General features: G+C 65.0%; 23 protein-coding genes. 12 read left to right on the forward strand and 11 right to left on the reverse strand.

Annotated elements, in window-relative coordinates:
* The first annotated feature begins 45 nt into the window (after nt 1–45).
* Complete coding sequence (locus CH302_RS23815) at nt 46–1137, forward strand: spore photoproduct lyase family protein (protein ID WP_037187987.1); 1092 nt, start codon at nt 46–48, stop codon at nt 1135–1137.
* Nucleotides 1138–1171: 34 nt separating this feature from the next.
* On the opposite strand, the gene CH302_RS23820 is transcribed toward CH302_RS23815, so the two are convergent.
* Together CH302_RS23820 and CH302_RS23825 are read right to left on the reverse strand one after the other, a co-directional pair.
* Nucleotides 1172–2257 (reverse strand): DUF2087 domain-containing protein, encoded by a 1086-nt coding sequence (locus CH302_RS23820; RefSeq protein WP_037187990.1) that lies wholly within the window; start codon nt 2255–2257, stop codon nt 1172–1174.
* Nucleotides 2258–2318: 61 nt separating this feature from the next.
* The gene (locus CH302_RS23825) at nt 2319–2687 is read right to left on the reverse strand and encodes a winged helix-turn-helix transcriptional regulator (RefSeq protein ID WP_037187991.1); all 369 of its coding nucleotides are present in this window, start codon (nt 2685–2687) and stop codon (nt 2319–2321) included.
* An 81-nt stretch (nt 2688–2768) separates the two neighbouring features.
* Here CH302_RS23825 and CH302_RS23830 point away from each other — a divergent pair, with 81 nt between their 5' ends.
* The 3 genes from CH302_RS23830 (at nt 2769) to CH302_RS23840 (ending at nt 5082) form a co-directional block, all read left to right on the forward strand.
* Nucleotides 2769–3179, forward strand: a complete 411-nt coding sequence (locus CH302_RS23830; RefSeq protein WP_037187992.1) for a RidA family protein — start codon at nt 2769–2771, stop codon at nt 3177–3179.
* A gap of 70 nt (nt 3180–3249) precedes the next feature.
* A complete protein-coding gene (locus CH302_RS23835) occupies nt 3250–3807 on the forward strand; it encodes a dihydrofolate reductase family protein (protein WP_037187999.1) in 558 nt (185 codons plus the stop codon).
* 39 nt (nt 3808–3846) lie between these two features.
* Nucleotides 3847–5082 carry an AGE family epimerase/isomerase gene (locus tag CH302_RS23840; protein WP_037188001.1) on the forward strand — a complete coding sequence of 412 codons (1236 nt, stop codon included), beginning with the start codon at nt 3847–3849 and terminating at the stop codon, nt 5080–5082.
* Between the two features lie 40 nt (nt 5083–5122).
* Here CH302_RS23840 and CH302_RS23845 read toward each other — a convergent pair whose 3' ends face one another.
* The 4 genes from CH302_RS23845 to CH302_RS23860 are packed head-to-tail and all read right to left on the reverse strand — an operon-like array spanning nt 5123 to nt 8979.
* Nucleotides 5123–5950 (reverse strand): fumarylacetoacetate hydrolase family protein, encoded by an 828-nt coding sequence (locus CH302_RS23845; protein ID WP_037188003.1) that lies wholly within the window; start codon nt 5948–5950, stop codon nt 5123–5125.
* A 3-nt stretch (nt 5951–5953) separates the two neighbouring features.
* On the reverse strand, nt 5954–6886 hold the full coding sequence (locus tag CH302_RS23850; RefSeq protein WP_037188006.1) for a VOC family protein: 933 nt from the start codon (nt 6884–6886) through the stop codon (nt 5954–5956).
* 1 nt (nt 6887) lies between these two features.
* Nucleotides 6888–7391, reverse strand: coding sequence for a DUF3237 domain-containing protein (locus tag CH302_RS23855; RefSeq protein WP_052047352.1), 504 nt, complete (start codon nt 7389–7391; stop codon nt 6888–6890).
* Nucleotide 7392: 1 nt separating this feature from the next.
* Nucleotides 7393–8979: an MFS transporter gene (locus CH302_RS23860; protein ID WP_094650090.1), complete on the reverse strand. Its 1587-nt coding sequence runs from the start codon at nt 8977–8979 to the stop codon at nt 7393–7395.
* A gap of 147 nt (nt 8980–9126) precedes the next feature.
* Here CH302_RS23860 and CH302_RS23865 point away from each other — a divergent pair, with 147 nt between their 5' ends.
* The 4 genes from CH302_RS23865 to CH302_RS23880 are packed head-to-tail and all read left to right on the forward strand — an operon-like array spanning nt 9127 to nt 14609.
* The gene (locus CH302_RS23865) at nt 9127–9912 is read left to right on the forward strand and encodes an IclR family transcriptional regulator (protein ID WP_037188009.1); all 786 of its coding nucleotides are present in this window, start codon (nt 9127–9129) and stop codon (nt 9910–9912) included.
* Nucleotides 9913–9971: 59 nt separating this feature from the next.
* A complete protein-coding gene (locus tag CH302_RS23870) occupies nt 9972–11603 on the forward strand; it encodes an FAD-dependent monooxygenase (RefSeq protein WP_037188012.1) in 1632 nt (543 codons plus the stop codon).
* Nucleotides 11596–13119 (forward strand): carotenoid oxygenase family protein, encoded by a 1524-nt coding sequence (locus CH302_RS23875; RefSeq protein WP_082323488.1) that lies wholly within the window; start codon nt 11596–11598, stop codon nt 13117–13119. The genes CH302_RS23870 and CH302_RS23875 overlap by 8 nt, the downstream gene beginning before the upstream one ends.
* A 38-nt stretch (nt 13120–13157) precedes the next feature.
* A complete protein-coding gene (locus tag CH302_RS23880) occupies nt 13158–14609 on the forward strand; it encodes an aldehyde dehydrogenase family protein (RefSeq protein WP_037188014.1) in 1452 nt (483 codons plus the stop codon).
* Between the two features lie 32 nt (nt 14610–14641).
* Here CH302_RS23880 and CH302_RS23885 read toward each other — a convergent pair whose 3' ends face one another.
* Nucleotides 14642–14953: a hypothetical protein gene (locus tag CH302_RS23885; protein WP_052047353.1), complete on the reverse strand. Its 312-nt coding sequence runs from the start codon at nt 14951–14953 to the stop codon at nt 14642–14644.
* A gap of 69 nt (nt 14954–15022) precedes the next feature.
* Nucleotides 15023–15556, reverse strand: coding sequence for a CGNR zinc finger domain-containing protein (locus tag CH302_RS23890; RefSeq protein ID WP_037188016.1), 534 nt, complete (start codon nt 15554–15556; stop codon nt 15023–15025).
* 39 nt (nt 15557–15595) lie between these two features.
* On the opposite strand from CH302_RS23890, the gene CH302_RS23895 reads away from it, so the two are divergent.
* On the forward strand, nt 15596–16597 hold the full coding sequence (locus tag CH302_RS23895; RefSeq protein ID WP_037188019.1) for an EamA family transporter: 1002 nt from the start codon (nt 15596–15598) through the stop codon (nt 16595–16597).
* Nucleotides 16598–16605: 8 nt separating this feature from the next.
* On the opposite strand, the gene CH302_RS23900 is transcribed toward CH302_RS23895, so the two are convergent.
* Complete coding sequence (locus tag CH302_RS23900; protein ID WP_037188022.1) at nt 16606–17250, reverse strand: TetR/AcrR family transcriptional regulator; 645 nt, start codon at nt 17248–17250, stop codon at nt 16606–16608.
* A 73-nt stretch (nt 17251–17323) separates the two neighbouring features.
* Here CH302_RS23900 and CH302_RS23905 point away from each other — a divergent pair, with 73 nt between their 5' ends.
* The 3 genes from CH302_RS23905 to CH302_RS23915 are packed head-to-tail and all read left to right on the forward strand — an operon-like array spanning nt 17324 to nt 20404.
* Entirely contained in the window at nt 17324–18190 is an 867-nt protein-coding gene (locus CH302_RS23905; protein WP_037188024.1) for an SDR family oxidoreductase, read from the forward strand.
* Between the two features lie 26 nt (nt 18191–18216).
* Nucleotides 18217–19707: a flavin-containing monooxygenase gene (locus CH302_RS23910; protein WP_037188027.1), complete on the forward strand. Its 1491-nt coding sequence runs from the start codon at nt 18217–18219 to the stop codon at nt 19705–19707.
* A gap of 37 nt (nt 19708–19744) precedes the next feature.
* Nucleotides 19745–20404, forward strand: coding sequence for an NADPH-dependent F420 reductase (locus CH302_RS23915; RefSeq protein WP_037188028.1), 660 nt, complete (start codon nt 19745–19747; stop codon nt 20402–20404).
* An 8-nt stretch (nt 20405–20412) separates the two neighbouring features.
* Here the strand turns inward: CH302_RS23915 and CH302_RS23920 are convergent, their stop codons facing one another.
* Nucleotides 20413–20694: a protealysin inhibitor emfourin gene (locus CH302_RS23920; RefSeq protein WP_052047354.1), complete on the reverse strand. Its 282-nt coding sequence runs from the start codon at nt 20692–20694 to the stop codon at nt 20413–20415.
* Nucleotides 20695–20704: 10 nt separating this feature from the next.
* On the reverse strand, nt 20705–21757 hold the full coding sequence (locus CH302_RS23925; protein ID WP_037188029.1) for a M4 family metallopeptidase: 1053 nt from the start codon (nt 21755–21757) through the stop codon (nt 20705–20707).
* Between the last annotated feature and the right edge of the window lie 13 nt (nt 21758–21770).

The following is a 21770-nucleotide window of genomic DNA, read 5'->3' on the forward strand; positions in this document are numbered from 1 at the left end:
ACCGGCCGGGAAGGATCCACGACGGACGGGCGTTGGACTCCGGTAATGGACAACGCTTTCTCTGCCCCTACTCGGCTGTGGACGCCGTCGCGCGTCCTGATCACGCGGTCTGCGTCGGAGCTGCCGCACACCGCGGAGATCGTTCGCCGGTGTGAGGAGGCCGGCGTGACCGAGATCGACGTGCTGCCGGGCGACCGTCTGACGGGCCTGCGCGGGGAGACCGAGCGAGAGACCTACGCCCGTGCCAAGACGACGATGGCCGTGGTGGTTGCGCCGCCGAGTGTGCTGGGACCGCAACCGATTCCGCCGAGCGCCGACTGGCGCATCGACCTGGCGAAGGGCTGCCCGGCGCACTGTCAGTACTGCTATCTGGCGGGATCGTTGTCCGGGCCGCCGATCACCCGGGTGTTCGCCAATCTCGACGACGTTTTGGCCGGAATCGGTACGCATGCCGGCAGCGGCACCATCACCTCCGGCACCGAGGAGCGAGGCCACGAAGGGACGACCTTCGAGTTGTCCTGCTACACAGATCCATTGGGTATCGAACATGTGACCGGATCCCTCGCCGAGGCCGTGCGCAGAGTCGGTGCGGGCGAGTACGGCGATGGCGTGTCGTTACGCTTCACGACCAAGTTCGACGACGTCACCGAGTTGGTGACGTTGGATCATCGGCGACGCACCCGAGTTCGTTTGTCGGTCAATGCCGATGACATCGCGCATCGTTTCGAAGGGGGAACTGCGCGGATGCCTGCTCGAATCGAGGCGCTACGGCAGCTTGCGCTGGCCGGATATAGAGTGGGATTGACCATCGCGCCGATCATGCCCATTCCGGGGTGGCGCGAGCAGTACGGTCGGCTTCTCTCGACCGTCGCCGATGCGCTGCGCGGCGTTCCCGATCTGGACCTGACCGCCGAGATCATCACTCATCGGTTCACGCCGTCGAGCAAGGACGTGCTGTTGAGCTGGTACCCGGGGACGAAGCTCGAGATGGACGAAAGTGCCCGCACGGCAAAGAGGAACAAGTTCGGTGGCGTGAAGTACGTCTACCCGAAGGACACCATGTCGGACATGCGGACGTGGTTCGTGGAAGAACTCGAATCCGTCCTTCCCGACGCGCAGCTTCTGTACTGGACCTGACGAAGCCCGACCCCGCCGCGGGCTGGAGGTCGTTCTACGTCGCACTTCTGGCCCGGTACATCGAGCCCGCGCCGTCTCGTTCGAGAAATCCGGTGTCGACGAGCTCGCGTCGTAGTGTCGCGTAGTCGTCGTCGAAGAACCTGCACAATTCGTTGACCTGGTGCTCCGACGCCCATGTCGTCGAACTCAGTTGCTGTGCAATCGCATTCAGAAACTTGGCACGATCACGGCTGTATCGGGCCATCCGCGTCGGCGGGGGCGTTGTTCGCGGGAGATCGCGAAAACTCTCGAACGTGTTCTCGTCCACGACGAGGCGATCGTCCACCCGGGTCACCACCGACAGGGCGAACAGGCGCGCGACTGCCTTGTGTAGTGCACGGTCGGCCAGTGACGTGTGGGACTGCAGCTCGGCCACTGTCGAGACTCCACTGCCGATCGCGAAGAGGACCGCCCGAAGATCGGGGTCTGCCAGGACATGAAGCACACCGGTCGCGTGGTCCAGCAGGGGCGCATCGTCGTGCACGCCGATGGACTCGAACCGTACCGGAACCCCGGTGGCGGACATCATCTCGTCGGTGAAATCGACCTCGCGAGGGGGCTCCGACCGCTTCCTCATGAGGCCGATTCCTGGAAGCGTCAGGGTCTCGACGTCGTCGGCGCCGAAGCGCACGATCGCGTTCCACAGTGGGTTGTCCCCGGCTGGAAGGTATGAGTTCTGGACGGCGAGGACTCCACCCACCGCAACGTGTGGCCACAGAGTACGGAGGAACCGCGCGTCCTCCACGAGGGATTCACCGTCGATCCAGGCGAGGTCGAACGGGCCGATGTCTCGTAGATTCCGAGGGGACAAGTCGAACAGGGAGTCGGTGACCGACTCGACGAAGTCGAATTTCGGCCGATGTTCCTGAACGAAGTCGTCGACGCTGGAGTCGCTCGGATCGGTGGCGAAGGTCCGGAGTCGGGGCACCGCTGCGGTTGTGGACCGTTCGAGAGCGGACGCCAACGCGATCGCCGTACGTGCAGACCCGACGGTGATTGCACTCTTCGGTTGCATCACCGTCGCCAGGCCGGACAGCACGGCGTCAGCGCGTGCGGTGGAATGCTGTGAATGGCTCGTCATGGGTGTACCTCTTCTCCGAGATCTCAGGACATTCGGGCAGCACACTGCTGCGGTGAGTGGATCAGAGAGCGTCGAATCGATTTCGGGCGGTGTCGATTTCGTCCATGTGCCGAGTTGCCCACGCAAGAAGTACGTCGACGGGATCCCGAAGGGTCTTGCCCAGCGGTGTGATTCGATATTCCACCGCCACCGGGCGAGTGCTCAGAACGATGCGTTCGATGATGCCGTTGCGTTCGAGCTTCCTGAGAGTTGCGGTGAGGGACTTCTGCGTCACTGTCGGAATTGCACGGCGGAGATCGTTGAATCGGCAGGGGCGCTCGCACAATTCGTTGAGCACCTGAAGCGACCATTTGTCCAGCACCTGATCCAACAGTTCGCGGTGAGGGGCACTGATGGTCAGCTCTGCGTTGCCGTCGGCGGTATCGGTCATGAAACCAGGTTCCCTTGAAGTGTCCTTTGTGTACCAGGTATCAATCCTATACCTGGCTTCGGTCACGACGAAAGGAACTCCATGAGCGTCACTCGATTCACTCCGTCCGGCATGATGCAACCCACCCCGTATCACCACGTAGCGGTGGGGCAGGGATCCCGGCATATCCACGTCAGCGGTCAGATCGCGCGGAACGAGGATGGGTCGACGGTCGCCGAAAACGACCTCGCCGGGCAGGTCGCGCAGGCACTGCGCAATACAGCGATCGGATTGACCGGTGCCGGAGCGACATTCGACGACGTACTGCGCCTGACGTTCTACGTCACGCAGTGGGCCCCGGAGCGGATCGGCGAGTTCATGGACGGCGTCACTCGCGTCGCCGAGGAGATCGGACTGCCGACTCCGATGCCACCCGCATCGCTGATCGGCGTCGACTACCTCTTCGAGCCCGACGTCCTCGTCGAGGTGGAGGCAACTGCGATCCTGGACTGACTCGCCCACCGGTGAAATCCGGAGGGCGTCGAAGTCCATACTGTCGAATCCACCCGACCCCAGGAGTGACATGGCCATTCTGACCTACAACATGCACGTTTCTCTCGACGGATTCATCGAAGATCCCACCGGCAGTCTCGACTTCTCCATGCCGGACGACGAGACGCACAGCTTCTCCAACCGTCAGACTGAGGCGACCGCCGCTTTCCTGTTCGGGCGTCGACTCTACGACGCGATGGAGGACTACTGGACAGACCCGGCGCGCGCCGACGGTGACGACGTCGAGGCGGAGTTCGCTCGGCTGTACGTGGACACTCCGCGGATCGTCTTCTCCGACACTCTCGACTCGGTGGCCGACGGCTGCCGGTTGGTGCGCAGTGTCGATGCCGTCGCGGAGGTGCAGCGTCTCAAGCGAGAAACCGAGGGCACGTTGGCCGTCGGAGGGGCTGCCCTGGCCGAGTCGCTCGTCGACGAGATCGATCAGTACGAGGTCATCCTCGTCCCGACGATTCTGGGTGGCGGAAAGCCTTACTTCCCCGTTGGACACCGTCTCGCCCTGGTGCTCGAGGAACAACGTGTGTTCCAGGCCGCGGGTTGGGTCTACCTGCGCTACAGCGTCTCTCGCTGACTCCGACCCAGTGCGTCGAGCACAGCGCACAATGAACACATGAGCTCCGGACATCGTCGCAGTTGGTGGACCCTTCCCTCTCATCAGTTGTGGCTCGACACCGAATCGTCTCGCCTTCTCGACTTCGGAACCTCACTCGACCACCCCGCAGGTGGCGCGGTGTGGCTGGACGATCGTGGCAACCCGGACCTCGATCACCCGGCGCATACGTACATCACCGCTCGAATGGCGCATGTGCACTTTCTCGCGTCGTTGCTGGGTCGTCCGGGGTCTCGTCGGCAGGCCGATCGGGTGTTCGACGGACTTCTGACGTCGTTGCGAGACAGCGAGAACGGCGGTTGGTTCGAGTCCAGCTCCGACGCGACCTCGCCCGATGCTGTAAAGAACGCGTACACGCATGCGTTCGTGGTGTTGGCCGCCTCGGCTGCCGCCGCCGCGGGGCACCCCGACGGTCGGGGTCTTCTCGACGAAGCCCTCGACATCGTGGCTGCACGATTCTGGGACGAGCAGTACGGAATGTGTGCGGACACCTGGACTGCGGACTGGTCCGTACTCGACGACTACCGCGGCATCAACGCCAACATGCACATGGTCGAAGCGCTGTTGGCTGCCGTCGATGCGGGTGCGCCCACTATCTGGCGTGAACGTGCAGTCCGCATCTGCGACAACGTGATCGGCTGGGCGCAGGAGAACGACCACCGAATCCCGGAACACTTCACCGCCCAGTGGATCCCGCAGCTCGAGTTCAATTCGGACGACACCGCCAACCAGTTCAAGCCTTACGGGGCGACGGTCGGCCACGGATTCGAGTGGGCACGACTTCTGGTGCAGGCCAGCATGGCTGCCGCCAGCGCGCAGGGTCACGACTACGTCGAGTCGGCGAAGTCTCTGTATCACCGCGCGGCTCAGGATGGTTGGCAGCCCGGGCCGACACCGGGGTTCGTGTACACCACCGACTGGTCCGGCCACCCCGTGGTGACCGAGCGCCTGCACTGGGTGCTGTGCGAGGCGATCGGCGCGGCCGCTACCCTGGCCCGCCACACCCGAGAAGACCGCTACGAGCAGGACTACCGAACCTGGTGGGATGTCGCTGCCGAGTACTTCGTCGACCGCGTGGACGGGTCCTGGCATCACGAACTCGACAGCAGCAATCGTCCGGCCGCGACGGTGTGGAGTGGCAAGCCTGATCTCTACCACGCAGTCCAGGCAACGTGGATCAGCCGATATGCGCCGAGCTCGAGCATGGTGGCGGCACTGCGGGACGACTCGCGCTGACCGGTTCCCTGCCGTCGGTCCGATTCGGCCGTGGGAAGTTCTAGATCTTCTCCGCCACCAGTAGGTTCTCGACGATGCCGATCGAGTCTATTTCGACGGACAACTGATCCCCCGGCTTCAACAGCAGTTGCGGCTTACGGCGATATCCGACGCCACCGGGGGTGCCGGTGAGGATGACGTCACCCGGCTCGAGGGTGGTGAACGTGGAGATGGTCGCGATCAGATTCGGCACCGTGAACAGCAATTGGGACAGATCCGATTCCTGTACCTTCTCGCCGTTGACGACGGTGCGGATGCCGCAGCTCGCGAGGTCCACCTCGCCGGGGCAGACGATGCGGGGGCCGAGGGGAGTGCTTGCGTCCCATGCCTTTCCCTGCATCCACTGGTGCGTCTTGTACTGGAAGTCGCGCATCGTGATGTCGTTGGCGACGGTGTAACCCAGAACGTGATCGAACGCGTTCTCCTCGGTGATGCGTCGGCCGGTGCGTCCGATGATCACCGCCATCTCGCCCTCGTAGTCCACCTCGGAGCTCTCCGGCGGGACGGCGATGTCGTCGTAGGCGCCGATGAGGCTGGAGGCATACTTGGGGAACATCACCGGGTACGTAGGGAACTCGCGTCCGGTTTCGGCGATGTGGTCGCGGTAGTTCAGACCGACACAGATCACTCGGGCCGGGTCGGTGACTGCGGGCAGGACGCGCACGTCGGCGATCGGCAGGCGCTCCTCGGTCAGTCGATCCGCGCCGGCGAGTGCCTCGAGCGAACTGGAACGCCCGATCGCAGCGATGCCCTGCAGCGGAATCAGCGCATCGCCGTCGACCTCCCCGACTCCCCGAATTCCGTTGTGTTCGTAGCTGATGTAGGCCATCGGTCAGATCTCGCTCTCACTCGTCTTGCGCCAGCTGGCCAGTTGTCCGCCCCACAGATTCACCGACGCGGGTACCGGACGCCACTGCCGCGTCACGTACGTGGCTCGGTCGTCGTGGAACTTCTCCATCTCGGCCGAGAGCTCGATGTGGTTGCCGGCGGGATCGTCGAAGAAGACGAACAGGTTGTTGCCGGGGCCGTGACGTCCCGGGCCCCAGACGACGTCGACGCCGATCTCGGTGAGGCGATCGCACCAGGACTTGAAGTCCTCCCACTCGGCGAGGTCGTAGGAGTAGTGGTCGAGATCGCCGGGGTTGCCGTTCTCGACGACGGCCAGGGTGTGGTGATCGCGGTCGCTGCGTAGCCACGCGAACTTGCCGTCCTCGAGCTGATCGGAGATGCGGAACCCGACGGTGTCGACGAAGAACGAGACCATCTGCGCCACGTTGTCGGTGCCGAGAGTGGTGTGCTGGAACTTGATCGGGCGTCGTCCCGGATCGGCGGCGTTCTCGCCCTGCCGATGGACCGCACCGTGGAAATGCACGGTGGTGCCGTCGGGATCGGCCACCGAGATGCCCGACGGTACTCCGACGGCATGGTCGAGCACGGCGGGATCCAGCTCGGCGACGTGGTGGCCTGCGTCGGCGAGTCTCTTGGCGATACCGTCGAGGCCGTCGACGTCGCGGACCTCGAAGCCATAGTGAGACAGTCCTTTCGGCCCCTCGGTCAGGTCGAGGACATGGTGTCCGAGGCCCCAGCCGAGGCGCAGGCCTCCGCCCGCGAGTTCTTCCTGCACCGTCAGACCGACGGTGCGGCCGTAGAAGTCGGCGGTGGCGGCGACGTCGGGAACGGTGAAACCGATGTGCGAGACAGCGGTCTGCCGCAGCGTGCCCACGGCACCACCTTCCTGCAGTCTGTTTCGGGTGGGAGTGGTCATGTCAGTGATCCGCCTTTCGGGGCGTCGATGGGGTGGGGACGGGGGCGTCGGTGTAGACGGTGATCCGAACCTGGTCGCCGCGGTTCGGTGGCAAGAGTCGGCCGAGGAACACGCTGTGGTTCAACCAGTTCCACTCTGGGTCGGCCACTTCGAATCGAGGGTTGGTGGAGCAGTACCAGCGGTCGACGTCGGCACCGCCGCCGGCGAAGATGCGCTCCATGGTGGCGTCGTCCTGGGTGCCCCAGCCCTCGTTGGTGACCATGATGGGCACGTTGTCGTCGGTGACGATCGTGTAGCGGGCCCACAGATGGGTGACGCCGTCGGTGCGCACCAGGTTCCAGTCCGCACCGCCGGGCAGGATCGTTCCGGATCCGGCCGGTCCGTGGAATCGGCCGCCGGTGATCGGGATGACCCGACGCATTCCGTGCGGGGTGGAGCCGATGACCACCGGAGGAGCCAGCTCGACGTCGAGGGTGAAGACGTGATTCAGAGTGGGCGTGGACATCTCACTCACCCGCCGGCAGCAGTCGTCCGGCAGCAGGTGATGCTGCTGCGTCGATTGGGGCCGCATCGAGGCCCTTCGGGGCTCCGCCGGGGATGACGAGGGCGATGAGCGCAGCCAGGACGGTGGCTCCGGCACAGACGTAGATGCCGATGTCCAGGCCGGTTTCGAGAGCCGTCCGGGCAAGCGGTGCAACCAGATCCGAGATCGGGCCGAGATCGGCGTTGGCCACCGCCAACGGCCCGCCCTGCTCGGCGACGCCGGAGGCCACGCCCACCGCCTCGGGAGGGAGGGAACCGTCGGACAGGCTGGAGGTGAGGGTGGCTCCGGCAACTCCGAAGGCCACGGCGCTGACGATCGCGGGGCCGAGGCTCTGGCCGGTCTCGCGGACGAGACTGGTTACTGCGCTTGCCATTCCGGCGTAGTCGATGGCGACGGCTCCGACGGCGACGGCCGTCAGTGCGGTGAACATGGTGATGAAGCCGGTGCCGAGCAGCAGGATCGGGCCGGTCATCGCGAGCAGCGAGGTGGAGTCACCGGGTAGCTGAGCCATCCATATCTGACCGATGGCCAGTGCCGCCAGCCCGGTGACCAGCAGCGTTCGCGCCGCGACGCGCATCAACAGGCGCGGAAGCAACGGAGTGAGGAGCAGCGGTACGGCTTGGATGAGGGCGAACGGCAGAGCGGCCTGCAGCGGGCTGACGTGCAGGATCGCTTCGAGTTTCACACTGAGCGCGTAGGCGGTTCCGATGAAGCCGAACATCGCGAGCAATCCGATCAGGGCGGCCGCGGCAAAGGCAGGCGTCCGGAACAGCGCAAGGTTCAACATCGGGGTGCGGGCTCGCTGCTCGCTGATGACGAACGCGACGAATGCCGCCACTGCGAGAACGAAAGTGCCCACGATGACGGGGCTCGAGTAGCCGTCCACGGAGCCCTGGATCACCGCGTACAGCAGCGCGAGCAAAGCGACGGCGATGGTGATCTGGCCGGGCCAATCGAGTCCGCGCCCGGCGGGATGACGCGAGTCGACGATCACCGCGGCGCTGACCGCGGCGGTGACGAGACCCAGCACGGCGGGAATGGCGAACGACCAGCCCCAGCTGAAGTGTTCGGCCGCGAAGCCGCTGATCAGCGGGGCGATCATCGCACCGAACGCCAGGCTGACGGCCCAGAGAGACAGGGCGCGGGCTCGCTCCTGACGTTCGGGGGTTGCCGAGACCAGCATCGCCAGTGACGTGGGAAAGATTGCGGCAGCACCGAGTCCGGCGATGGCCTGCCCGGCGATCAGTTGCGTCAGAGTTCCCGACGTTCCGGCGACGACGTCTCCGACGAAGACGAGCACGCCACCCCAGACGAGCAGCCTCTTGCGGCCGAACATGTCGCCCAGTACGCCGTAGTTGAGCTCGAGTATGGCGGTGGGAAGGATGAACGCGGCCGGGATCCAGGCCAGCGCCGCAGCGCTCGCTCCGAGGTCGCGTTGGATCACACCGAGAATGGGCGCTGCGAGCGAGACGCCCATCTGAGCGACGCCGATCGCGAGGCAGCAGGCGATGAGCGTGCCGCGATCCAGCTTGGGTTGGGTGGGTTTCATGAGTTCCTCGTCCGGAGGCCGTGTCCTGTAAAGTAGGACTGCTGTTGTCTAATACAGGACAGTCTTCATGGCCTGGATCACAGCTGTCAAGGGTAGAGATTCGTTTTATGACACTGCAGTCCTGACAATCAGAACTAGGATGGAAACATGGCATCGGAGACGAGTGGATACAGAGAACGAAACAGCACGGCCGACCGCGCGTTGATCATCCTGGGAATGTTCACCGAGGATCGCCTGCAGATCAGCGCGAACGACGTCGCCGAGGCCCTCGGTAGCGCCCGCTCCACGGCGTACCGATATCTGCAGACGTTGGTCGGCGCATCGTTTCTCGAGGAAGCTCCCAACGGCGGCTTTCGGTTGGGTGTCGCGGTGCTCGAACTTGCTCGATTGGCCCGGCGCGGTTACGGATTGACCACCATCGCCCAACCGGTGATGCGTGAACTGGCCGACGAGGTGGGTGAAACCGTGTTGCTCACCAGGCTCGTCGACGACACGGCTGTGTGCATCGAGCGGTGCGAGGGTGCCAAGCAACTGGTACGCCTGAGCTACGAGCGGGGGAGTCGGTTGCCCATCAACGCCGGCGCATCGGCATTGACGCTCCTGGCCTGGCTGCCGGAGAAAGAGATCCGCTCGATCCTGGGTCGGCACGAGCTGCAACGCTTCACCGATCGAACGTTGACCGACGTCGATCGCCTCGTCGATCGTCTCGAGCGGATCCGGACCACCGGCTACGGCCTGACCGTCGCCGAGGTGGATCCGGATGCGATGGGAATCGCCGCACCGATCTTCGACGAGTCCGGTTCGGTGGCAGCCGCATTGAGCATCGTGGCGATCAGGCGTCGCGTTCCGGAGGATCGGACCGACGTGCTCGTCACCGCGGTGCGGGCGGCGGCCGATGCTCTGTCCGCACGATTGGCCGTCGTCAGCTCGTAGAGTGTCCTATTTTATGGGACAGCATTCCTATTTAACGTGATGCGCGCTACCTTGGTGGTGTGGACAAGAGATTCGACACCCTCTACGACGTAGCGATCTGCGGTGCCGGTCCGGTCGGGATGACCGCGGGCCTGCTGCTCGCTGCACGAGGGCTTCGCGTCGTCGTTCTCGAGCGGCGCTCGACGACGAGCGACGAACCCAAAGCGATCAGCATCGACGACGAGGCACTGCGCACCTACCAGCAGGCAGGCGTCATCGACAAGATCCTGCCGATCGTCGTGCCCGGCACCGGAACCCGCTATTACGGCCTCGACGACGAACCGCTGTTCCACGGCGGCGCGGAGAGTGCCTACCGACTGGGCTACCCCTTCAAGAACCCGTTCGCGCAACCGGATCTCGAGCGTGTACTGGCCGGGGCGCTGCATACGGCGCGCAATGTCACCGTACGGTTCGACACCGAGGTCACGTCGATCGTGCAGGACGCGGACGCCGTGGCCATCGAAGCGGGTGGACGCACGGTGCGGGCTCGTTATCTCCTCGGTAGCGACGGCGGACGATCGACCGTCCGAAACCTGCTCGGAATCGGCATGATCGGGCGCAGCCACCCGGAACTGTGGTTGGTGGTCGACACGCTCGGCGACCCGCACACCGAGCGCTACGGTATGCACCACGCCGATCCGAGCAGGCCGCACGTGGTGGTGCCCGGTCTCGGTGGTCGCTGTCGATACGAATTCCGCCTGTTCGAGGGCGAGGGCACGGCCACCGACGCGCCACCGTTCGAGCTCATCGACAAGCTCGTCTCGCGCTACCGGCCGATCACACCAGCCCAGGTCGAACGAGCCGTCAACTATCGCTTCCACGGCCTCGTGGCCGATCGATGGCAGCTCGGGCGCTGCTTCCTGCTCGGCGACGCCGCACACATGATGCCGCCGTTCGCCGGTCAAGGTCTTAACTCCGGCATTCGCGACGCCGCGAACCTGGCGTGGAAGTTGGCCGGCGTGCTCGAGGGTTGCCTGCACGAAAGTGTGCTGGCCACATACCAATCCGAGCGTGGCCCCCACGCCGCTGCGGTGGTACGCGCATCCGAGCGGTTGGGCCGCGTGGTGATGACGACCAATCCTCGAATCGCGGCCAGGCGCGACGAGTTGGTCCGAGCCGCATTGGCCACCGTGAACGGGCGACGCTGGTTCGAGACCATGGCCTACCGCCCGCCCTACCGATTCTCCGACGGGCTCGTACTCCCCGGCGACGACACCGGGAGCGTGATCGGGCAGCCCCGGGCCTTCGACTCGGCGACCCGCACCATCCGCCCGCTCGACGAGATCCTCGGAACCGGTTGGGCGCTGGTGGGAGTCGACGTGCACGACACGGTGAATTGGGCGCACGCGCGCGCAGTCGCGCGCGGCCTGCATGCGGTCGAGGCCGTCGTGCCCACCGATGGCACGGTACCGAGAATCGACGGCATCAACGTTCTGCTCGACGTCGACGGCCGGTTGGACGACGAGATGCGCACGTATACTGGAAGATTCGTGCTCATCCGGCCCGACCGCTTCGTCGCGGCCGCGTGGCATCCGCACGATGGTGACGACGTTCGAGCCGCAGTCGGAACAGCAGTGGCGTCGTGGACCGGATCTTCCCCGAGCCCTTCCGAACTGTCCTACATCGAGACGAAAGGCATCAGCTATGCGTGAAGTACCGACCCCGCTCCCGACGACACTGGTCCGACGCACCGCGCCTGCGACTCCGCGGCACAACGCGGACGTCGACTGGAACACGTCCAACAAATTCCTGAACGGGCCGTTCGCGCCGTGGCACGAGGAGACCGAGGCATTCGACCTCGAGGTGATCGGGAAACTCCCCGACGACCTCGCCGGCGCGCTGTTCCGAATTGCCGACAATCCCCGCTTCGAGCCACTCGACACCGACCGTTACCACTGGTGGGAGGGCGACGGCGGAGTCGCGGGCACCTACATCCGCGACGGTAAGGCGTCGTTCCGGATGAAGTGGGTGCACACCGACACGATGAAGGTCGAGGTCGAGGCCGGGGAAGCGCTGTACAGCGGTTTCGTCAACGGCTCGGGCAAGGCCAGGCGGGATCTGCCCGTGGGCGCGCCGCCGTCCAAGAGTGTCGCCAACACCAACGTCGGCCTGTTCGCCGACCATCTGCTGGTGTACTACGAAGGCGGACTTCCGCATTCGATGCACCCCGAAACTCTCGACACGCAGGGCACGTACGACTTCGGTGGCGCACTCGACATCCTGTGCACGGCGCACTACAAGATCGAACCGTCGACGGGCAACATGCTCTTCTACTCTGCCATCGGGCCGAATCTGACCTGGTACGAGGCCGATACCAGCGGCACCGTCGTCGATACCGTCACTTTCGACATGGGTTGTCCGGCAATGGTGCACGATTACATCGTGAGCGAACACCTCGCGATCTTCCTCATCTCGCCCAACCAGTTCCGCCTCGACCGCATCATGGCGGGGCGGCCGGGTGTGCTCTGGGACGAATCGGCTACACCGAACGGCAGCAGGTTCGCCGTTCTCGACCGTCGCACCCATGAGGTGACCTGGTACGACACCGGCCTGATGCTGGCCCCGACGCACTTCTTCAACGCGCACGAAACTGCCACAGGAATCGTGGTGGATCTGCACGTCATCGCGCGTCTGGGCAATCCGGTCGACGACTCGGACGAGCCGATCGACTCGCACTCCTGGTTTCCACCTGCGATGGCCTGGCGGTTCGTGCTCGATACCGCGACCAGGACGACCACCCAGCACATGCACAGCGGAGTGGCGGGTGAATTCCCGAAGATCAACGACGCGTGGCTGGGCAAGGAGAATCGCTTCGGCTACTTCGCCACCACCCGTGATCTGTCGCCGTTGACCCTGACGGATGGGCTTGCGCGCCATGACTTCTCCACCGGTCAGACGATCGTGCTCGAAGGGCCCGACGGGTTGACCAGCCCCAGCGAACCGGTCTTCGTCCAGCGTCGAGGAGCGAGCGCCGAGAACGACGGATATCTGCTGACCCTGTGGTGGAATCCGGCGACCGGACTGTCCGAGCTGCTGGTGCACGAGGCCGATGCGTTCACCCGCGAACCTCTCGCGCGCGTCAAGCTTCCCGTCCGAGTTCCGTTCGCGTTCCACGGATCCTGGGCCGAGGCCGAGGTGCTCGACGCAGCGATCGCAGCCCAGCGGTAACGAAGAAAGAACATCGAGAAAGAAAGAGCAGGACTGACATGGCGAACACACTGGCGTGGACGGCGAAGATATTCGACGGCGGATGGGTGGACGGCGGTGGTGGAACCCTCGACGTGACCGCGCCGTCCGACGGGTCGGTTGTGGCCACCGTCGGTGCTGCCGACGTCGCCGACCTCGATCGTGCTGTCGCGAAAGCCGGACGTGCGCAGAAAGAATGGGCCGCCAGGCCCTACCCCGAGCGGGCGTCGGTCATGACGAAGGCTGCGGCGCTCCTGGCGGAGAACCCCGAGCGTCTGACGCGGTGGCTGGTTCCCGAATCGGGGTCCGGTCACGGCAAGGCGGGGGCCGAGGTCGGCTTGGTTCTTGCCGAACTGACCGAGGCGGCCGCTCTGGCGTCGCAGCCCTACGGGCAGGTACTGCGGAGCGCGAAGTCCCGCTTCTCGATGGGGCGTTACGTTCCGATGGGCGTCATCGGCGTGATCAGCCCGTTCAACTTCCCAGCGGTACTGTCGATGCGGTCGGTCGCGCCTGCTCTGGCCGTCGGCAATGCCGTCGTTCTCAAACCCGATCCGCGAACACCGATTTCGGGTGGGCTGATCCTCGCCGAGATCTTCGCCGAAGCGGGACTGCCGGACGGTCTGTTGCATGTACTGCCTTCGGGTGCCGATGTGGGAGCCGCTCTCGTCTCGCACCCCGACGTTCCGTGCATCTCCTTCACCGGATCCACGGCCGCCGGCCGCAGAATCGCGGAAGCCGCTGCGCCGCTGCTCAAGAAGGTCCACCTCGAACTCGGCGGAAACAACGCGTTCCTCGTGCTGCCCGATGCAGACATCGAGGCCGCTGCATCGGCGGGCGCGTGGGGATCGTTCCTGCACCAGGGACAGATCTGCATGGCGTCGGGTCGGCACCTCGTTCCCGAGCATCTCGCCGAGCAGTACACAGCGGAGCTCGCGAAGATCGCCGAACGCATCACCGTCGGCGATCCGACCGACCCGTCGAATGCGTTGGGGCCCATCATCGACGAGAACCAGTTGAAGCGAGTCGACAGCATCGTGCAGGCCACGGTGACGGCCGGTGCCGAACTGGCCGCGGGCGGAACGTTCGACGGTCTCCACTACCGGCCGACCGTGCTCGCCAACGTGCCGAAGGACTCACCCGGGTTCACCGAGGAGATCTTCGGTCCGGTCGCGCCGATCACGACGTACCGCACCGTGGACGAGGCCATCGACATCATCAATTCCTCGGAATACGGTCTGTCCGTTGCGATCGTCACCGCCAATCCGTTCGCGGCGTACGAGTTGTCGGACCGAATCCGTTCCGGCGCAGTGCACATCAACGATCAGACGATCGACGACGAGGCCGTGGCCCCGTTCGGTGGAGTCAAGGCCTCGGGATCGGGCGGGCACTTCGGCACCACCGTCAACCTCGACACCTTCTGCGACCTGCAGTGGGTCACGATGCAGTCGGACATCCATAAGTATCCGTTCTGACCGACCTGGCCGGGCGAACCCGCACGATCGCGCTAGTCGCGGTGCGGGGTTCGCTCTCCGGTACTCGGGTCCACGTCGAACAATTCGTCGGTGTTGTCCGGGGCGTAGACGACGGTGTTCGATTCGAGGGCGCGTCGTCGGGCACCGTCGCGGATGGCAAAGAATCCGCCTGCGAACAACACGATCACGGCAATTCCGGCGATGATCGCCCATCCCTCGAAACCGCCCGCCAATGCGGCGATCAGACCGCCCGCAGCGGCGATCCCGGCGAAGATCAGGATGACGGCCAGCATGTTCTCGACTGCTCTGGCCCAGCTTGTCTTGGTAGGCCTTTTCTCGACCATAGGGGCAATTCCTTTCGATCAGCTCGGACGGCGGATACCCGAAAGCCGATCGATTAAGCCCCCGTGGTGCTACTGAGCCTTGCGGGCCCGGTACGCGGCGACGGCTGCTCGGTTGCCGCAGGTGGTGCTGCAGAATCGGCGGGACCGGTTGCGCGAGAGGTCGAGGACCAGCCCGTTGCAGTCCGGATCGGCGCAGACGTCGAAGCGCGAGAGCTCGTCCGCGCGGATGACGTCGATCATGGCCATCGCGGTTTCGACGACGATGCGGGTTGCGAGCGGACTGTCGTCGGCGACCGCGTGAACGTGCCAGTCGAGGTCTCCGTGGCGCACCAGTCGCGGCAGGGCGGAGGACTCGGCCAGCAATCGGTTGACCTCGACCACCGCGTCGTCTCGGCTGCTGGTGAGCAGTGATCGCAAGGTCGGCCGCAGGGCTCTCACCGCCTCGAGCTCCTCCTCGTCGCCGTCGAAGCGGCCGGAATAGCCCTGCTCGGAGATGAACTCGGCCAACTGCTCGCGCGTGGTCAACGTGTCCGGGTCCTCGGCGGAATTGACCAATGCCACGGCGGACAACAACGACAGTTCCGCGTCATGAGCAAAAAGCATGTTGACACCTTACCAAGTCACTGCCTACTGTCACATGTCATGACGGCTTACACTCATGACGCGCAGGTGAATCGTGCGGTCGAACACAACGCTGCGGCACGGTCGCGTCGACTCTCGGGGCTCGGTTTCGCGCTGCTCTCGGCGGCGTCCTTCGGGCTTTCCGGCTCGCTCGCCACGGGATTGCTCGACGCAGGCTGGACCGCCGGGGCCGCGGTGACCGCGCGCATTCTGCTTGCCGCAGCCGTCCTGCTGATTCCGTCCATCCTTGCGTTGCGCGGGCGGTGGAGCCTGCTGGCCAAGAACTGGAAGCTGCTCCTCGCGTACGGAGCCTTCGCGGTGGCAGGGTGCCAGCTCGCCTTCTTCAACGCCGTCGGCCGGATGGAGGTGGGCGTGGCGCTGCTGATCGAGTTCACCTCGCCCGTGGCCGTCATCGGCTGGATGTGGTTCCGGCACCAGCAACGTCCGGGCCGCCTGACCGTGGTGGGCGCGCTGCTCGCCGCAATGGGTCTTGTGCTCGTGCTCGACCTGATCTCCGGTGCCGACGTGGACACCGTCGGCGTGCTGTGGGCGCTGGGCTCGATGGTCGGTGCGGCCGTCTACTGGGTGCTGTCCGCGGACGAGAGCAACGGACTCCCGCCGATCGTGCTCGCCGGGGCAGGACTGCTCACGGGTGGGCTCATCCTGCTGGTCGCCGGACTGATCGGCATCGTCCCGTTCGCTGCCCCGCTCACCGACGTCACCTTCGTCGATGCCGTAGTGCCGTGGTGGGTTCCGATCATCGGCCTCGGCGTCGTGACCGCCGCGCTGGCCTATGTCCTCGGGATCGCGGCAGGCCGACGCCTCGGGTCGCGGTTGGCGTCGTTCATGGGATTGATGGAAGTCGTTGCCGCACTGGTGTTCGCGTGGCTGCTGCTCGGGCAGGCACCGGCACCGATCCAATTGGCCGGTGGCGCACTGGTTCTGCTCGGCGTCGTCGTCGTCAAATCTGGAGAGCGTGCCACTGCGGACGAGCCGGTGGAGCCGCTGCAGAGTAGGCCTTGAGCTGACGCTCAGCCGTCGACGCGTCCGAACACCACCGCGGCCAGGATGGTGTGGGCGCTGGCGATCACCGAGTCCAGCGGTTCGCGTTCGGGCGAGAGCAGCCACTGCTGGGCGATGGTGAGGACCGCGCCCACCAGGCCCATGGCCAATGTTCGACGGTTGGGCCCGGCGAGTCCGCGGCTGGAACCGACCCCCTCGGCCACCTGGAGCACCGTCGCGGAGAACGAGGTGGTGGTCTTGCGGTACAGCGCGTCGACGGTAGGGGATACGCCGAGGATCTCGACGAAGGCGATGCGTGCCGACTTGGGCTGTTCGGCGACGAACGTGAAGAAGCCGGTGAGGGCTCCCCGGAGCACCTGCTCGCTGGAGTTCGTTTCTGCGGCAGCTCCGGCGAGAATGCTCTCGCGCATGGCGTCGGTTGCGCGGGCGTAGGTCGCCATCAGCAGGTCCTCGCTGTTGGTGAAGGACTCGTAGAAGTAGCGCTTGGTCAGGCCTGCCTCGCTGCACACCTTCTCCACGGTTGCCGTCCGGTAGCCGGTGGTGCCGAAGACCTCGACGGCCGCGTCGAGCAGGCGAATTCGACGCTCCTGCTGCCGCTGCTGCGGATCGGCACCTCGGTAGGTGCGGCCGACTTCACTGTGATGCGTGGACACACACAAATCTTGACACCGCTCGGTATCAGATGCAAAGTGTTCGCAGACAGGCATTCCGATGGAGGGGGAGCACATGGCGGCGTCGACGCTACGCAACAAGGTCGTTCTGATCACCGGAGCAGCACGGGGAATCGGTGCCGCAACGGCGCGGGCGCTGGCCGGACGCGGTGCCCGGTTGGTACTCGTCGACGTCGACGAGGCCCCGCTGCGAGAGCTGGCGACGCAGCTGAAGGCCGAGGCGTTCGTGGCAGACGTTCGGAACCTCGACGACATGCAGCGCGCCGTCGACGGCGGAATCGAGGCGTACGGCGGCATCGATCTGGTGCTCGCCAATGCCGGAATCGCCAGCTACGGATCGATCATGCAAGTCGATCCCGCCACGTTCCAACGCGTCATGGACATCAACGTGATGGGCGTGTTCAACACCGTCCGCGCCGCTCTGCCGTCGCTCGTCGAACGCAACGGCTACGTCCTCGTCGTCTCCTCGCTCGCCGCGTTCACCCCCTGCCCCGGCCTGGCTGCGTACAACGCCAGTAAGGCTGCAGCAGAACACTTTGCGAATGCGCTCCGGCTCGAGGTCAACTACCGAGGTGTCGACGTCGGCTCCGCACACATGGCGTGGATCGACACACCGATGGTGCAGGACGCCAAATCCGATCTCACCGCCTTCCAGGATCTGCTCGCGGTGCTCCCCGGCCCGCTGGGCAAGACGATGACCGTCGATCAGTGCGTCGACGCATTCGTCGACGGCCTGGCGAAACGCAAGCGGCGCGTCTACGTGCCGCGGTGGGTGGGCGCGGCGTCGTGGTTCAAAGCCGTCATCACCTCGCGGGTCGGTGATCGCAGCATGCTCGAGCACGTGCCGACGATCCTGCCGAAGATGGACGAAGAAGTAGCCCGCCTCGGCAGGTCCGAGAGCGCTCGCAACAAGACCAGCTGACATCGGACATCGAAGGAATCCTTGACATGACTGCCGTATTGCCCTCTCCCGAGGTCGACGTCCTCATCATCGGTGCCGGCCTGTCCGGGATCGGGGCCGCGCGCCACCTCGGGCACGATCTGCCCGGCAAGACCTACGCCATTCTCGAGAGCCGCGGCGCGATCGGTGGAACGTGGGATCTGTTCCGCTATCCCGGGATTCGCTCCGACTCCGACATGTACACCCTCGGATACAGCTTCAAGCCGTGGATGGGTGAGAAATCCATCGCCGACGGCACCGACATCCGCAACTACATCGTCGAGACCGCGAGAGAAGCGGGCGTCGACAAGCACATTCGGTTCCATCACAAGGTGATTGCCCTCGAATGGTCGAGCGAGCAGCAGTTCTGGACGGTGACGGCGCACCGTAGCGATACAGACGAGACGGTCACGATCACCGCGTCGTTCGTGTTCTCCTGCAGCGGTTACTACAACTACGACAAGGGGTTCACCCCCGAGTTCGCCGGTCAGGAGAACTTCGGCGGCCAGGTGATTCATCCACAGCACTGGCCCGAGGATCTGGATTACTCCGGCAAGAAGATCGTCGTGATCGGCAGCGGCGCAACAGCGATCACGTTGGCCCCCAACCTGGCTCGCGACGCCGAGCACGTCACGCTGCTGCAGCGCTCACCCAGCTACATCCTCTCGCTTCCGTCGCAGGACCCGATTGCGCAGACCCTGCGCAAGCGACTGCCGAAGAAGTTGGCGTACAGCGTGACTCGGCTCAAGAACGTGTCCATGGCGATGCTCATCTACACCCTGAGCCAGAGGTACCCGGAGTTCATGAAGAAGCGGATCCGCACGATGCAGGAGGGGTGGCTGCCGAAGGGATACGACCTCGACACCCACTTCACCCCGTCCTACAACCCGTGGGATCAGCGTCTGTGCCTGGTGCCCGACAACGATCTGTTCCGTTCGATCCGCAAGGACGAGGTCTCGATCGTCACCGATCACATCGAATGCTTCACCGAAACCGGCCTGCAGCTGAAGTCCGGCCAGCACCTCGACGCCGATATCGTGGTCACCGCAACGGGACTCAACCTCTCCGCGCTCGGCGGTGCACAGTTCCGCATCGACGGCAACGACGTCGACCTGCCCAGCACCATGGCATACAAGGGCATGATGCTCACCGGGATCCCCAACTTCGCCTTCGTCGTCGGCTACACCAATGCGTCGTGGACACTCAAGGCCGACATGGTCTCGAACTACGTGATGCGTCTGCTCGCGCACATGGACGAGAAGGGGTACAGCACGGTCGAACTCGAGCGCGATCCGTCCGTCGACGAAGAACCGTTCCTGGACTTCGCAGCTGGTTACGTGCTTCGAGCCGTCGACAACTTCCCGAGGCAGGGGAGCGAGACCCCATGGAAGCTGCGCATGAACTACTTCCGCGACTTGCCGGTTCTGCGGTACGGCAAGGTCGTGGACAAGGCCATGAAGTTCGGCCGTCCTCGGTCGAAGGTATCCGTCGGATCCTGACGGGAATTGTTTCGGTTCGGGTGCGTTGGTTCTCGATATGAAAATTGGAATCATCGGTAGCGGATTCATCGGCGGCACCCTCGTTCGTCGGTGGGCAGCACTCGGTCACGAGGTTCGATTCTCGAATTCGCGCGACCCGGAGACCTTGGCGGATCTGGCCGAGGAAACCGGGGCGACGGCGGTGTGGGCCGCCGACGCCGCGCAGGACGCCGACCTGGTGCTTCTGAGCATTCCGCAGAAGAACGTTCCCGACCTGGCCTCGGGAATTGTCAGCGCCCGCAAACCGGGAGCCCCGATCATCGAGACCAACAACTACTACCCGCAGCAGCGCGACGGGTCGATCGAGGACATCGAGGGTGGGACGCCCGAAAGTGTGTGGGTGTCGCAGCAACTCGGAGAGCCGGTGATCAAGGCGTTCAACGGAATTTGGTACAAGCACCTGCTCGAGAAGGGCGTGCCGGCCGGGACCAGCGGTCGAATCGCACTGCCGGTCGCCGGGGACGACGACGATTCCAAGAAGATCGTGTTCTCGGTGATCGACGAGCTCGGATTCGACCCCGTCGACGGCGGAACCCTCGCCCAGTCGTGGCGTCAGCAGCCGGGAACGCCCTCGTACGGCAAGGACTTCGGAGTCGACGCCCTCGTCGAGGCGCTGGGTCAGGCGACCGAAGAACGCAGTGCGGAGTGGAAGGCCTGAGGCCCTGGCTACTTGACGCGACCCTCGCGGAGTGTGCGCTCCGCGAGGTCGCGTAGAGGTCCGGTCAGGCTCGAGTCGCCCACTCGGCACGAGTGCTCACCCACCGACACACTCCACACGAAGGTGTCACGGGCGTTGGACTCGGCCGGATCGGTGGACTGCTGATCGGCGATGTACGGCTGCGCGGCCTCGACCAACGACTGCCATTCCGGCTCGTCGGTCTCGACGACGCCGCGCTTGGACATCCCGGCGACACCGCCGGTTCGCAGTACCTCGATGCGCAGGCTCATCTGCCCTCGATCACACCCGATCGTCGTTCGGCTTCGGTAGGGACTCGAGCCCTGTTGTCTTCACCCCCACGGTAGACCAACCCGTGGCCACGGCCCTCGCAACGTCGGAACCGGCTCCGAATCGCTCGTTCGCCGCCGCGATCGTGGCGGCGGAGAAGCCTGCGAAATCGACCGTCGGTGACAGTCCGCCGACCGTCATCGTGTCGAACCAGACCTGACCGACGCGGTCCCAGGCCGGACCACCGAGCGTGGTGGCGGCAACGGCGAAGGCGCGGTTCGGGATACCGGAATTGATGTGCACGCCGCCGTCGTCCTCGGTGGTGACGACAAAATCGTCCATACTCGCCGGCTGCGGATCCTTGCCCAAGACATCGTCGTCGTACGCGGTGCCGGGCTCGAGCAGCGAGCGCAGCGCCTTTCCTTGAACGGCGGGCAGGAACAGACCCTCACCGATCAGCCACGACGCATCCTCGGCGTTCTGCTTCGCGGTGTACTGCTCGACGAGTGCGCCGAACACGTCGGAGATGGACTCGTTCAGCGCGCCGGCCTGGTCCTTGTACTCGAGCGGGGTGGTGTACTGCGTGAACCCGTGCGCGAGTTCGTGGGCGATGACGCCGAGCGAGACGGTGAACCGAGCGAACACCTCGCCGTCACCGTCGCCGAACACCATGCGAGAGCCGTCCCAGAACGCGTTGTCGTAGTCCTGGCCGTAGTGCACCGTCGCGTCGAGGGGCAGCCCGCTACCGTCGAGACTCGAGTACCCGTAGACCTCGTCGAAGAATGCGTACGTGGCACCGAGGCCGTCGTACGCCTCGTCGGTCGCAGCGTCTCCTGTTGCTTCCTCGCCCTCGGCGCGCACCTGTCGGCCGGGGAGATCGCGAGTGGACTCGGCATCGGAAATCGTGCGCTCGAGCGTGCCGCCGGTCCGCGGAGCGATGGCGGTACGCGCCTGCACCACCTCGCGTCCGGCACGCATCTCACGATCGGCGAGCAGCGTGGCGCGAGCACCCGCACCCTGCAACCGCTCGAGCAGAAACGGTGGAACTACAGAATGAAACGTCATACGCGGTGACCCC

It is taken from the genome of Rhodococcus sp. 15-2388-1-1a (assembly GCF_002259145.1).
Classification (GTDB): domain Bacteria; phylum Actinomycetota; class Actinomycetes; order Mycobacteriales; family Mycobacteriaceae; genus Rhodococcoides.